Origin of the sequence: Blautia ammoniilytica (assembly GCF_025566965.1) — a bacterium.
Taxonomy (GTDB): domain Bacteria; phylum Bacillota; class Clostridia; order Lachnospirales; family Lachnospiraceae; genus Blautia_A; species Blautia_A ammoniilytica.
Map to the genome: position 1 here is coordinate 18785 of NZ_JAOQJL010000039.1, position 13874 is coordinate 32658.

14 protein-coding genes are annotated in these 13874 nt (G+C 43.3%); 11 read left to right on the plus strand and 3 right to left on the minus strand.

Features of this window, described 5'->3' with window-relative positions; translation table 11 throughout:
* The first annotated feature begins 30 nt into the window (after positions 1-30).
* The 8 genes from OCV61_RS15420 to OCV61_RS15455 all read left to right on the plus strand — a co-directional run bounded on the left by OCV61_RS15420 (position 31) and on the right by OCV61_RS15455 (position 7588).
* The gene (locus tag OCV61_RS15420) at positions 31-1113 is read left to right on the plus strand and encodes a 6-phosphofructokinase (protein ID WP_158422563.1); all 1083 of its coding nucleotides are present in this window, start codon (positions 31-33) and stop codon (positions 1111-1113) included.
* 33 nt (positions 1114-1146) lie between these two features.
* Complete coding sequence (dnaX, locus tag OCV61_RS15425) at positions 1147-2739, plus strand: DNA polymerase III subunit gamma/tau (protein ID WP_158422564.1); 1593 nt, start codon at positions 1147-1149, stop codon at positions 2737-2739.
* Positions 2740-2754: 15 nt separating this feature from the next.
* Entirely contained in the window at positions 2755-3108 is a 354-nt protein-coding gene (locus OCV61_RS15430; RefSeq protein WP_158422565.1) for a YbaB/EbfC family nucleoid-associated protein, read from the plus strand.
* Positions 3108-3704, plus strand: a complete 597-nt coding sequence (recR, locus tag OCV61_RS15435) for a recombination mediator RecR (protein WP_158422566.1) — start codon at positions 3108-3110, stop codon at positions 3702-3704. Before OCV61_RS15430 ends, recR begins: the two co-directional genes overlap by 1 nt.
* Positions 3705-3716: 12 nt before the next feature.
* Positions 3717-4841, plus strand: a complete 1125-nt coding sequence (locus OCV61_RS15440; RefSeq protein ID WP_158422567.1) for a LacI family DNA-binding transcriptional regulator — start codon at positions 3717-3719, stop codon at positions 4839-4841.
* A 306-nt stretch (positions 4842-5147) separates the two neighbouring features.
* Positions 5148-5804, plus strand: a complete 657-nt coding sequence (gene fsa, locus OCV61_RS15445; RefSeq protein ID WP_158422568.1) for a fructose-6-phosphate aldolase — start codon at positions 5148-5150, stop codon at positions 5802-5804.
* A gap of 18 nt (positions 5805-5822) precedes the next feature.
* Complete coding sequence (locus OCV61_RS15450; RefSeq protein WP_158422569.1) at positions 5823-6662, plus strand: transketolase; 840 nt, start codon at positions 5823-5825, stop codon at positions 6660-6662.
* Entirely contained in the window at positions 6650-7588 is a 939-nt protein-coding gene (locus OCV61_RS15455; RefSeq protein WP_158422570.1) for a transketolase family protein, read from the plus strand. The genes OCV61_RS15450 and OCV61_RS15455 overlap by 13 nt, the downstream gene beginning before the upstream one ends.
* On the opposite strand, the gene yyaC is transcribed toward OCV61_RS15455, so the two are convergent.
* Positions 7561-8127 carry a spore protease YyaC gene (gene yyaC / locus OCV61_RS15460; RefSeq protein WP_158422571.1) on the minus strand — a complete coding sequence of 189 codons (567 nt, stop codon included), beginning with the start codon at positions 8125-8127 and terminating at the stop codon, positions 7561-7563. The two genes, OCV61_RS15455 and yyaC, sit on opposite strands and share 28 nt — an antisense overlap.
* A gap of 267 nt (positions 8128-8394) precedes the next feature.
* Between yyaC and OCV61_RS15465 the strand changes: the two genes are divergently transcribed.
* The 3 genes from OCV61_RS15465 to OCV61_RS15475 all read left to right on the plus strand — a co-directional run bounded on the left by OCV61_RS15465 (position 8395) and on the right by OCV61_RS15475 (position 12071).
* A complete protein-coding gene (locus OCV61_RS15465) occupies positions 8395-9954 on the plus strand; it encodes a LysM peptidoglycan-binding domain-containing protein (protein ID WP_158422572.1) in 1560 nt (519 codons plus the stop codon).
* A gap of 127 nt (positions 9955-10081) precedes the next feature.
* Positions 10082-11308: a DUF5711 family protein gene (locus OCV61_RS15470; protein ID WP_158422573.1), complete on the plus strand. Its 1227-nt coding sequence runs from the start codon at positions 10082-10084 to the stop codon at positions 11306-11308.
* A 49-nt stretch (positions 11309-11357) separates the two neighbouring features.
* Entirely contained in the window at positions 11358-12071 is a 714-nt protein-coding gene (locus OCV61_RS15475; RefSeq protein WP_158422574.1) for a CvpA family protein, read from the plus strand.
* A 7-nt stretch (positions 12072-12078) separates the two neighbouring features.
* Here OCV61_RS15475 and OCV61_RS15480 read toward each other — a convergent pair whose 3' ends face one another.
* Both OCV61_RS15480 and OCV61_RS15485 read right to left on the minus strand, forming a co-directional pair.
* Positions 12079-12525 (minus strand): threonine/serine exporter family protein, encoded by a 447-nt coding sequence (locus OCV61_RS15480; protein WP_262583172.1) that lies wholly within the window; start codon positions 12523-12525, stop codon positions 12079-12081.
* Entirely contained in the window at positions 12522-13286 is a 765-nt protein-coding gene (locus OCV61_RS15485) for a threonine/serine exporter family protein (protein WP_158422575.1), read from the minus strand. The genes OCV61_RS15480 and OCV61_RS15485 overlap by 4 nt, the downstream gene beginning before the upstream one ends.
* Between the last annotated feature and the right edge of the window lie 588 nt (positions 13287-13874).

Consider the following 13874-nt stretch of genomic DNA (forward strand, 5'->3'; position numbering starts at 1 on the left):
GTGAAAACACAGAAATGGAGGGTAGGAATTATGATCAAAAGGATCGGTTTGCTTACAAGCGGCGGTGACTGCCAGGCATTAAATGCCACCATGCGAGGCGTAGTAAAGGGACTTACCAACAGTGTGGACGAACTGGAAGTATATGGCTTTGACGATGGATATAAGGGCCTGATCTACGGGAAATACAGGATGCTGACTTCCAAAGATTTTTCTGGCATACTGACGCAGGGAGGTACGATTCTGGGCACATCCAGACAGCCCTTTAAGCTGATGAGAGTTCCGGATGCCAACGGTCTGGACAAAGTAGAGGCCATGAAGCGGACTTATTACAAGCTGTGCCTGGATTGTCTGGTGATCCTGGGTGGTAATGGTACACAGAAAACAGCCAATCTGTTAAGAGAGGAAGGGCTGAATATCATCCATCTTCCGAAGACGATAGATAATGATATCTGGGGAACTGACATGACGTTTGGTTTCCAGAGTGCGGTGAATATTGCTACGAATGCCATTGACTGTATCCATACAACAGCAGCATCTCATGGACGTGTGTTTATTGTTGAGGTTATGGGACACAAGGTTGGCAGCCTCACCCTTCATTCAGGAATTGCAGGCGGTGCTGACATTATTTTGATCCCAGAGATCCCTTATGATATCAAGAAGGTTGCTGAGGCTATCAACAGGAGAGCCAAAGCAGGCAAGCGATTTACGATCCTTGCAGTAGCAGAAGGAGCTATTTCTAAAGAAGATGCTAATCTGCCTAAGAAGAAATACAAAGAAAAACTGGAAGCAAGAGCCAAGAAGTATCCGTCTGTTTCTTATGAGATCGCAGACCAGATTTCTGCTGAGACAGGGGCAGAAGTAAGGATCACGGTTCCGGGCCATACCCAGAGAGGTGGAGAACCATGTGCTTATGACAGGGTTCTTTCTACTAGGATTGGCGCAGGCGCTGCAGAGGCTATCCTGGACGGAGAATATGGTGTGATGATCGGTATTGTTGACGGCAAGATCAAGAGAGTGCCGCTGGCAGAGTGTGCTGGTAAATTAAAAACCGTAGATCCGAAGGATCAGACTGTGCTGGCTGCAAAGCAGATCGGTATCAGTTTTGGAGATTAAGGGACAAATGTCTGAAATACAAGGAGCTGATTTATGAGTTATACTGCTCTCTACCGGAAGTTCAGACCGGATAATTTTGAGGATGTCAAGGGACAGGATCATATTGTGACAACATTGACGAACCAGATCAAGGCCAGCCGTATCGGACATGCCTACCTGTTCTGTGGTACCAGAGGTACCGGTAAGACAACTGTGGCCAAGATTCTGGCGAAAGCAGTAAACTGCAAACATCCTGTCAACGGAAGCCCCTGTAATGAATGTGAGATGTGCAAAGCGATTCAGGCAGGGACATCCATGAATGTAATTGAGATAGATGCTGCATCTAATAATGGTGTGGATAATATCAGGGAGATCCGTGAGGAGGTTGCATACAGGCCTACAGAAGGTAATTACAAGGTTTATATCATTGATGAGGTTCACATGCTTTCCACAGGAGCCTTTAATGCACTGTTAAAGACACTGGAAGAACCGCCTGCTTATGTGATATTTATCCTTGCCACAACAGAAGCCCATAAGATCCCGATCACTATCCTTTCCAGATGCCAGCGTTATGATTTTCACAGAATATCCATTGATACCATTTCTGCCAGACTGGAGGAGCTTCTTAAGATTGAAGGAGTGAAAGCAGAAGAAAAGGCGGTTCGCTATGTGGCAAAGGCAGGGGATGGTTCCATGCGTGATGCACTTAGTCTTTTGGATCAGTGTATTGCTTTTTACCTGGGACAGGAGTTGACCTATGACAAGGTACTGGAAGTTCTCGGGGCCGTGGATACGGAAGTGTTTAGCCAGCTTTTGCGTAAGGTGATTAACGGAGATGTGACAGGTGCCATTCGTACATTGGAGGATCTGATCACAGGCGGCCGGGAACTAAGTCAGTTTGTAGGAGATTTTACCTGGTATATGAGGAACCTTCTTCTTGTGAAGACCTCAGAAAATCCGGAGGAGGCGATAGATGTTTCCTCTGAAAATCTGAAGCTTCTAAAAGAAGAAAGCCAGATGGTAGACACAGAAACATTAATGCGCTATATACGGGTTTTTTCGGATCTGTCCAGTCAGATCCGTTATGCCACTCAGAAGCGTGTGCTTATAGAAATCGGTTTGATCAAGCTTTGCAGGCCTGCCATGGAAACAAACCTGGATTCTGTGCTTGACAGACTGAGAGTGCTGGAGCAGAGAATAGATGAGGGTGCAATAGTGCAGCAGACTGTGGTACAATCAGGTGGTGTAGTCCAACAGACCGGGGCGCAGCAGGCACAGGAAGAAAAGAAGCCTGCGAAAGCAGCACCTGAGGATCTGCAGAAGATCGTTGCCGGATGGCGGGCGATCGCAGGGCAGACTACCGGAGTGTTCAGAGATCAGCTTTTAAAGGCAGTTCCCAAGTACAATGGCGATACAGGCGAACCTGTATTATATGTGGAGTTTCAGGACTTTCTTGGCAAGAATTATGTGGATGATCCTGAAGCCAGGCAGGAACTGATGGATATTATTGCTGCACAGACCGGAAAAGCAGTTGAGGTACAGTTTTTGGTGGCAAATAACCATTCGTATACTAATTTGTCCAAGGTAACTGTGGACGAAGCAATCCGCCAGAATATCCATATGGATGTAGTTATAGAAGAAGATTGACAGGAGGAGTTTATTATGGCAAAACGTGGAGGATTTCCAGGCATGGGTATGCCGGGAAATATGAATAATCTTATGAAACAGGCGCAGAAAATGCAGCGCCAGATGGAAGAAAGCCAGAAAGAATTAGAAGAAAAAGCGTTTACAGCTTCAGCTGGCGGCGGGGTAGTTGAAGTAACTATTTCCGGCAAAAGAGAAGTAACCAAGGTAAAGATCGATCCGGATGCAGTAGATCCGGACGATGTGGAAATGCTGGAAGATCTGATCGTAGCGGCGACCAATGAAGCGCTTCGCAAGGTTGAGCAGGAGTCTACATCCATGATGTCCAAGCTGACTGGCGGTATGGGCATGGGCGGAGGCCTTCCGCTCTGATGGAATATTACAGCAGCCATATCAACCAGCTGATCCAGCAGCTGTCATCCCTTCCCGGGATCGGAGCCAAATCAGCTCAGCGCCTGGCTTTTCATATTATTAATATGCCAAAGGATCAGGTGAATCAGCTTACCTCTGTAATCACCCAGGCAAGGGAAAAGGTACAGTATTGTAAATGCTGCTGTACCCTGACGGACCAGGAGATCTGTCCTATCTGTGCCAATCCCAGGAGAGATCATTCCACTATTATGGTGGTGGAAAATACCAGGGATCTGGCGGCCTACGAGAAGACAGGCAGGTTTGAGGGTGTCTATCATGTTCTTCATGGAGCAATTTCCCCTATGCTGGGGATTGGCCCAGATGATATTCGGCTGAAGGAACTGATGAAACGCCTTCAGGGCGATGTGAAAGAGGTTATTATTGCTACCAATTCCAGTCTGGAAGGGGAAACTACAGCAATGTATATCAGTAAGCTGATCAAGCCTACCGGGATCCGGGTTAGCCGTATTGCCAGTGGAGTGCCGGTGGGAGGCGACCTGGAATATATTGATGAGGTAACACTTCTGCGTGCGCTGGAAGGCAGGGTGGAACTGTAGGAGGTATGACCTGTGGCAAAGAAAAAAGCGACCTCATCGGATGTTGCTGCAAGGGCAGGGGTTTCTCAGGCAACAGTTTCTATGGTTTTAAACAAAAAATACAACGTTTCTTTTTCGAGGGACACTGTAGAAAAGGTGGAAAAAGCTGCCAGGGAACTGGGATACCAGCTTCCCAGCCACAAGAACAAAAAGGCCGATAAAAAAGAAAAACTGATCGTGGTGTTCTGCCCTACACTTACCAGCCCCTATTATGTGCTTTTGCTGCAGGGGATTGAATCTGTGGCCAATGAACAAGGGTATGGAGTGTTTATTTGCAATACCCAAAGAGATGCAGCATTTGAGGAAAAGTATCTGCGGATGATGGCAGATATACGGCCCCAGGGGATTATTTATGCATGCAATCCTCATCCTGATTTTCAAAAGCAGGTGGAGGACATGGCAAAAGAAATTCCTCTTGTGATCATCAGCAACAAGGAGCGTACCACAACTGTGGATGCCATTAATCAGGATAATACGGTAGTTGGCAGGCTGATGGCCCGGCATCTTTTGGATCTGGGACACAGGGATGTGGCATTTATCACACCGCCGCTTACCAAAAGACAGTGGCAGCGGTCAAAGCGTATTGAAGGGTTTGTGAAGGAATATGAAAATGCAGGCCTTTCCGGGCATGTGATCATTAAGGTGGCAGATGAGTCTATGGACAGGCAGCTGCCCCGTATGGATACAGAATACTCTATGGGCTATGAACTGACCATGGAGCTTCTTTCCGAGAACCGACAGTTTACAGCCATAGCAGGACAAAATGATATGATGGCTATCGGAGCATTGGATGCATTGCAGGAAGCCAGGCTTCATGTGCCCAGGGATGTTTCTGTGATCGGATGTGATAATATTTTTTATTCCGGGATCCGCAGGATCGCACTGACGACGATTGAACATTTTGTGGCGCTGAAGGGCAGGGATGCCTGTGATATCATTATCCGTAAGATCGGCACCAAGGACAGCTTTTTTTCAGATATACAGCCTACAAGCCTTTATAATATTGAATATTCCCCCAGAGTAATTGCCAGAAAAACTACTGGTTATGCGAAGGTGGAAAAAAAGATAAAAAAGCAGAAGACAAACAAAAATAAATAAAACGAGCTAAAAATATTAATAATAATCTGAATGATCGCAGTTGCAGAAAACGATAAAAAGATTGATTTTCCCGTACATTCACATTGATATTTCCTTGTAACGCCTAATGATTATTTATAAAACGAGTATTTATTAATAAAAAAGCTATTAATAAATATCGCCTGGCTTGACCTTGCAAAAGAGTCTGCTATAATTAAATTATCAGTGACTATGAGGTATTAAACAGTTACGAGTATCAAAGAAAAAGAACGGTCTAAATAAGGCCAGGGATGTAAGCTTAAGCTTAAGAAAGAGGAGGAAAATACAATGAAGTTTTTTATTGACACAGCAAAGGTAGAGGATATTAAAGCAGCAAATGATATGGGGATCATCTGTGGTGTTACCACAAACCCTTCTCTGATCGCAAAAGAGGGCAGAGACTTTAATGAAGTTATCAAAGAGATCACAGAGATCGTTGACGGACCGATCAGCGGTGAGGTTAAGGCTACCACAACAGATGCAGAAGGTATGATCCGTGAGGGTCGTGAGATCGCTAAGATTCATCCTAACATGGTTGTTAAGATCCCGATGACAGGAGAAGGACTGAAGGCTGTTAAAGTTCTGTCCAAAGAAGGAATCAAGACAAATGTTACTCTGATCTTCACTGCAAATCAGGCACTTCTTGCTGCAAGAGCAGGTGCAACCTATGTATCTCCGTTCCTTGGCAGACTGGACGATATTTCTACAGATGGTCTTGACCTGATCCGCCAGATCGCAGAGATCTTTGCAGTTGCAGATATCAAGACTGAGATCATTGCTGCCAGCGTTCGTCATCCGGTACACGTTACACAGTGTGCTCTGGCAGGTGCAGATATTGCCACTGTACCATATAAGGTGCTTGAGCAGATGCTTCATCATCCGCTTACTGATGCTGGTATCGTTAAATTCCAGAATGATTACAGAGCAGTATTCGGAGATAAATAAGTAAAAAGGAGAACTATAATGGAGAATTTAGAGCTTCAGAAAATTGCGAATGAAGTCCGCAAGGATATTGTCACCGCAGTCCATGCAGCAAAAGCCGGCCACCCGGGCGGATCTTTGTCTGCGGCAGATTTATTTACATATCTTTATTTTGAAGAATTGAACATTGATCCTAAGGATCCGAAGAAGGCTGACAGAGACCGTTTTGTACTTTCTAAAGGCCATACAGCTCCGGGACTGTATTCTGTTCTTGCAGAAAGAGGATATTTTCCAAAAGAAGATCTGAAGACACTGCGTCATCTGGGATCTTATCTGCAGGGCCATCCGGATATGAAACATATTCCGGGTGTGGATATGTCAAGTGGATCTTTGGGACAGGGGATTTCTGCAGCTGTAGGTATGGCACTTTCTGCGAAACTCAGTGGAGATTCTTACAGAGTGTACACACTTCTGGGAGACGGTGAGATACAGGAAGGACAGGTCTGGGAGGCAGCTATGTTTGCCGGTGCCAGAAAGCTGGACAATCTTGTAGTGATCGTGGATAACAATGGCCTGCAGATTGATGGCAGGATCGAGGATGTTTGCTCTCCGTATCCAATTGACAAGAAATTTGAAGCTTTTAATTTCCATGTGATCAATGTGGCTGATGGAAATGATATGGAGCAGCTTCGTAAAGCCTTTGCGGAAGCAAAGACAGTAAAGGGCATGCCTGTAGCCATCATAATGAAGACTTTAAAAGGGAAGGGTGTTTCCTTTATGGAAGATCAGGCAGGCTGGCACGGAAAAGCTCCAAATGATGCAGAGTATGCACAGGCAATGGAAGATCTGGAAAAGGTAGGTGAAGCATTATGTCAGAAGTAAAGAAGATCGCAACAAGAGCCAGCTATGGTAATGCACTGGTAGAATTAGGCAAAAAACATGAGGATCTGATCGTTCTGGATGCTGACCTTGCTGCAGCTACACAGACAGGTATCTTTAAGAAGGAGTTTCCGGAACGTCATATTGACTGTGGTATTGCAGAGTGTAATATGATTGGTATTGCAGCTGGTCTCGCAACTACCGGTAAAGTACCTTTTGCCAGTACATTTGCAATGTTTGCAGCAGGCCGTGCTTATGAGCAGGTACGTAATTCTGTAGGCTATCCTAAGCTTAATGTAAAGATCGGTGCTACTCATGGTGGTATTTCCGTAGGCGAGGATGGTGCTACCCATCAGTGCTGTGAGGATTTTGCACTTATGCGTACCATTCCTGGAATGGTTGTCGCAAGCCCATCTGATGATATCGAGGCAAAGGCCATGGTAGAGGCTGCATATGAGCATGTAGGCCCTGTATATATGAGATTTGGAAGACTGGCAGTACCGGTGATCAATGACAGACCAGATTATAAGTTTGAACTTGGCAAAGGTATTGTCCTTCGTGAAGGTAAGGATCTTACCATTATTGCAAACGGACTTTGCGTAGCAGCATCCATGGAAGCAGCCGAGAAGCTGGCAGCAGATGGTATTGATGCAAAGGTGATCAATATTCATACCATTAAGCCGTTGGATGAGGAGCTTGTAGTAGCTGCTGCAAAGGAGACTGGTAAGGTTGTAACTGTTGAGGAGCATTCCATTATTGGCGGTCTTGGCGGTGCAGTATGTGAGTGTTTGGCTGAGAAAGCTCCTGTTCCGGTTAAACGTATCGGTATCAATGACGTATATGGTGAGTCAGGTCCTGCTGTAGCTCTGCTTGAAAAATATGGACTTGATGCAGACGGTATTTACAAACAGATCAAAGAGTTTGCATAACTGTGATCCTCAGAAAAGATTTCTAATATTGCTCCTGTGATGGTTTCCGCCAGGTCAATGACTGTGGCAAGGCGGGTAGTCTGCAGGGTAAGCGGATGGAGAAATCCTGAGATGTTTACAATTCCGGTAATATGAATATCTCCCACTGGGGGAAGATTTTTCTGAACACCAGCACCTGGGTATAAGGAACCATTTCCGATGGTGATATATCCCAGGTGCTTTTTTGCACCCAGAGAAGCATCAATTGCGATCACAAGGGCGTTTGAATGATGTTTTTGTATGTGCTTCAGGCTCTGCTCTAGATTTAATGCATGTACAGGGGCGTTCAAGGTTCCGTACACAAAGACACCAGGCAGCTTTTGTTGACTAAGATGCCAGCCTACGTACGGTCCCAGGCAGTCGCCGGTTGCCCGGTCACTGCCAATACATAGGAATACGATTTCCGACCATTTACCTGTATGATGTAAAATAAATTTTTTTAAAAGATACGCAACCTCCCCAGAAGGATTTTTACCCTTTCCGTTTATATAAAAAGCCATAATTCCTCCATTGTCTGTGACTGTCTTGTTTTCATGATATCCGGAAAAAAGAAAAATATTCATAGCTGTGAGCGCATTGAACAATTGCAGATATTTGCAGTTCTCTGGCAGGAAGGATTTATCCAGGTATTTTTAATTCCGAAGAGGCTTTCCGGCGGGCAATGAGACTTGTAAGATTCTGTCGGCAAATTTATGGGGATACCTCTTATATTATGATAAAATCTGCATTTCTCATATGCTATGCTGTACCGGAAGGGGTGATGAAACATGATTGAGGTTGTTTACAAGGATGAAAAAAGGGAAGTACAAAAGAATGAAGGGAATTTTAACCTTCCAAGAAATATACGGCAGATCGGACAGATCAGAGGAAATTACAGAATCTATATGGAAGACTATGTGTATACTTTCCTTGGGAGGCTATCTGCAGCTGCTTGCAAAGACGAGGAAAAAAAGGGAAGCCTGGCTGTATTCACAGGGGAGATGCAATGGGAAGACGGAACAGGATATCTTTTTATCAGGGGAGCACTTCTTGCAAAATGCCAGGATTTAACACCTGAACATATTGATCTTTCGGAGGAAGTATGGATCACAATACAAGATGAGCAAAAGCAGTATTTTCCGGAACAGCATATTCTGGGATGGTATTTTGCATTTCCTCAGATGGCGATTGAAATCACAGAACTTATGCAAAAAATACATCTTCAGTATTTTGGCGGAGAAAAGGTCCTGATGCTGGCGGAACCAACAGAAGGGGAAGAGGCTTTTTTTCATTATGAAAATGGTTTGATGGCAAAAGTTAAGGGCTATTATATTTATTACGAAAAAAATGCTGCTATGCAGGAATATATGGTTCAAAAGAATCAAATCCTGAAACCGGAATTTACAGAAAAGTGTAGTGACGAAGCAGTGACAACTTTCAGAAAGATCATCCAAGAAAAAAAGAACAAAAGCAACGAAGCAGAGACGGAGGTACATACCTCTGTTTTTTCCTATGCAGCCACTGCATGCATTCTTTTGGCTCTTCTGGCGGTAGGAACAGGATTGTACCGGAATTACCGGGAGTTTCAGGACATAAAGGAAAATGTACCCTCATCATCTATGGCAGTAGGGACAGATGTAAAGAAAAGAGAAGATGTTGAAAATGTCAATGCAGAAAGTACAAGTACAGAAAGTACAAATACAGAAGGTTCAAATACAGAAGGAGTAAATACAGAAAGTGCAAATGCAGAAAGTACAAATACAGAAATTGTAAATACAGAAGGAGCAAATACAGAAAGTACAAATACAGAAAATGTAAATCCGCAGAATCAGGATGAGGATAGCTGGGAGGAAGTTCCGGTTACAGAAAAACCTCAGGAGAGCAGAACGGAAAATAGTTCTGACGAAAATGCGGTAGAAGAAACAGGCAGTTCAGAATTTTATCGTCAGGAATCAGATGAGCGAAAAGCGAAGCGCAGGGAAGCTTTGACCAAAACAACCGCCGAAGACAGCACAGGAGCAGACATAAGAGGTGATATGGCAAATTCAGCTATAGAAGAATCGGATATAGAAAATGCTGTTGCAGAAAATACAGAAATAAAAAATGAAGATATAGAAAATGCGGAAGATCCAAGTGCTGCTGGTGTGGATACTGGCACTACAGAAGGGAAAATGGCGGAAACCTCCGGAAAGGCTCATGATACTTATGTAATCCGCCCCGGGGATACCTTATATCAGATTAGTATTGAAAAATACGGATCAATGGATGTAATACGGGAAATATGTGAATTGAATGGAATTGCAGAGAATCAGATTATTTATCCAGGACAGGTGATTGTACTCCCTTAGAGAAATGTGATATAATGTGTCGGGCAGATGCTCTGCGTCATAAGCGCAGAGCAGCTGACTTTCATATTTGGAGAGGTTTGCAAGGTAGACATGTACACACAGATAGAAGTGCAGGGAAAAGGTGAATATGGCGAACACATTTAAAGAAATAAAAAGAAAAATACGAAGAAGACGGCTGCGGATCCAGAGGGAAAAACTGGCGCAGACAGGCAATGGAAAGCATAAAAAAAGTGTGGGGAAATATATGCCTGATACAATGCGGCGTGGGCTGATAATTGCAGCAGCTGCAGTGGCATTGATTTTCCTGGTTGTTCTTTATATTCAGAAGCGAAGCTATCATGATTACAAGATTTTGAAAACCAGTGAACAGGAAGATACAGTTTCTACCAATTATGCGGAAATGGATGGAAAGATTCTCCGTTACAGTCATGATGGGGTATCTCTTGTGAACAAAAATCTGGATACTTTGTGGAGTGAAACTTACGATATGCAGACACCGATGGCTGATGTATGCAGCGGTAAGGCTGTGATCGCAGATAAAGATGGTACATCCATCCGGATTTATGACAAGAACGGACTGACTGGAAGTGTGACTACATCTTATAACATAGTAAAGGCAAAGGTATCCAAATCCGGACTGGTTGCTGCAATCCTGGATGGAGGAGATGACACCTGGATTAACTATTACAGCACAGATGGAAGTCTGATCGCAGAGAACCAGACGAAGATCGAAGATCCGGGATATCCGCTGGATGTTTCCATTTCAGATGACGGGATCATTATGATGGTGGCTTATCAATATGTGGACGGCGGGGAAACCACCAGTTATGTGGCATTTTATAATTTTGGTGAAGTAGGACAGAACGATGATGACCGGATCGTAAGCGGCTTTACATATGAAGGCGTAGTTGTTCCACAGATCCAATGCCTTAGCAGCCATCAGGCTGTTGCAGTAAGGGATGATGGATTTACTTTATATAAAGGCCGCCAGATTCCTAAAGAGAGCCAAACTATAAAAGTGGATAAAGAAATTGTCAGTACCTTTTATGATGATGAAACCATTGGCCTTGTGTTTAAAAATGATAGTAAGGATAAGCTGTATACAATGGAAGTGTACTCTGCTTCTGGAAAAATGAAATTTAAAAAAGAATTTAATATTCCTTACAGCACGATTCGCATGAGTGATGGAAATATCCTGATGTTTAACAGTTCTCAGATCTGTGTTCTTGATGGGAAAGGAAATGAGAAATATACAGGGACAGTGGACGGCGATATCAATGATTTCTTTAAGATTGGATGGAACCGGTATCTGCTGGTATTGGACAGCGGTGTTAATGTGATCAAATTCAGTTGATAAAATACCTGTGCAGAATATAAGCAGGAGAAAACAAGAGAGGGAGAAGATGAATCTGACCTGGCTAGGGATTGTCGTACTTGTATTGATTGCAGGTGCATGTATAACTGGATTTCAGAAAGGGTTTGTGAAAGAGGTTGTAGCTACATTTTTTGTATTATTTTCCATTATTATTTCCGGCGCATTAAATCCATATGTAAGCAGCTTTCTTAGGGAGAGAACGCCGGTTTATAATATGGTTAAGGAAAACTGCCGGGGGGTTGTAGAAGAGAAACTGGATGGAACCTCCGACGGTTTTGGAGAGCAAAAGCAAAAAGAGTTTGTTGATGACTTGAATCTGCCGGAGTTTATTAAGAAAAACATTCTTGAGAACAACACTGCTAAAGGATATCAGCAGCTTGCTGCAAATACGTTCTCCGAATATATAGCGGATTATCTGACCGGGATCGTGATGAACGGAATTTCTTTTTTGATCACGTATTTTCTGGCAAGGCTTTTCATTGGATTTTTAATAAAAGTACTGGATATATTAACCAAATTTCCAGTGGTACATGGGATGAATAAACTGGCAGGAGCACTGGTGGGCGGAGCAAAAGCGATATTGCTCCTATGGATTGCATTACTTTTACTTACAATTTGTTATAATACCCAGATTGGGAAAATGGGTATCCAGATGGTAGAAAAAGACCCGTTTTTAAGTTTTATGTACGATAATAATTTTCTGATCCGTATTTTTATAAATATTCTTCAGGGCTTTCAATAAGTAGTGATCAGTGCTGCTTTGCCCTAATACTTCTGAAGAAATAACAGATCGCCCATGCGATACTCATTCCAGCTGCGATACCGAAAGCAAAGAGAAAGGTATCACGTCCGTATGTCAGTGCTTTTATGGTGTTTCCTTCTACAATACTGCTCATACAGTAATAAAGTGTGCTTCCTGGAATCAATGGAATCACGGAGGTAACAAAAAAAGAGGTAGAAGTTCCTTTACATATTCTTGCAAGGATTTCGGCATACACATCTGCAATAAAACCAGCCAGCAGTGTAGGCAGAAAAACATTTCCCCAAAGCACTTTTCCTAAAATAAATACCAGCCAGCTAAGTATTCCACCTGCAGCAGCCAGCGGCAGGTGTTTGCTTTTCATATGAAAGAGAATACCGAATGCGATAGAGCCCAGGGCTCCGGTAATCAGTTGTATAATCATTGTTGTGTTCAAAGCCCAAACCTCCTGAATAAAATAATTGACCCCATAAATCCAAGCGCCAGCGCAGCTGCCAGAAGCAGAGATGCTATCAAACGGATAATTCCTGATAGAGTATCGCCGATAAGTACATCACGAATGGCGTTGGTTGACATAAGACCTGGAATCAAGAGCATAATATCGCCGATCATGATTTTATCTATATGAAGCACAGGGCAAAGCAAAGTGAAACAACAAATTACACAGCCGGTAAGAAAAGAGGCGGTAAACTGAAATGTTACTTCATTCATGCATAACGGGCGAAGATACTGTTGAAAACTCCAGATCAGAACAGCTCCAATCCCTGCTGCAATGGCGTCAGAAAGACCTCCGCCATAAAAGAAAGTGAAGCTGCAGGCTGCAAGAATGGTTCCGAGAAGCCTCCAAAGGGGCTGTGGCTTATCTGTATTGATCATATCAAATTCTTTTTGCAATTCTGCCGGAGACACAGGGTGGCTGCAAAAGCGGCGGCTTAAATCATTCAGCTGTTCCAATTTGGTAAAATCATTCCCGCCTCCTTCACGAATCCGGCGGGTTTGTGTTTGGGCAGCCTCTCCGGGAAATTCTATCGTAATAACAATGCTGGATGTGATCACAAACACATTCATCTGGGTGGCACCACAAGCATACCCCATTCTGTTTAACGTATCTTCTACTCTGAAAATCTCTGCACCGCTGTTTAACAGTGCATTGCCCATATCAAGAAAAATATGTAAATAGTCTTTGCATACCTGCATAATGGATGCTCCTTTAATTGGAAAAGACGCCAGCATAAAAAGGTATAGCGGCGACTTATTCCGATATATTTTAATAGCTTCAGTAGCTTCAGTATAAAGCTGAATTGTGGTCAATACAACCTTAAATATTGCAATGAGATGATGGTATCTGCAGTATGCAGTATGCCATGTAAAAAGCTGCAAAAGTATCAGAAAAATTAATGCAAAAAGGGGCTTGACGAGGAGTGGAAAGAAATGGTATACTGAAACACGCTTCAAAGAAATGTGTGTACAGAATTGTATGACATAATAAAAAAGAAGCAAAAAATAAATAAAAAAGATGTTGACAAATGAAACTGCTTATGATAAAGTAGTCAAGTCGCCAACACGGATGACAAAACTTCATCTTCAAAGAGTTTGAAAAACTTCAAAAAAGTTGTTGACAAACAAAAGAAGATGTGGTAAAGTAAATAAGCTGTCGAGAGACAGTGAAAAGCAACGAACATTGATAACTAAACAGTGAAACACATACGATTCTCGAAAATTCTTTAACACTACGATCACTTGACGAAGCGAAGCTGAGTTTAGTGAGAGTGCGGTTCGGTTTTT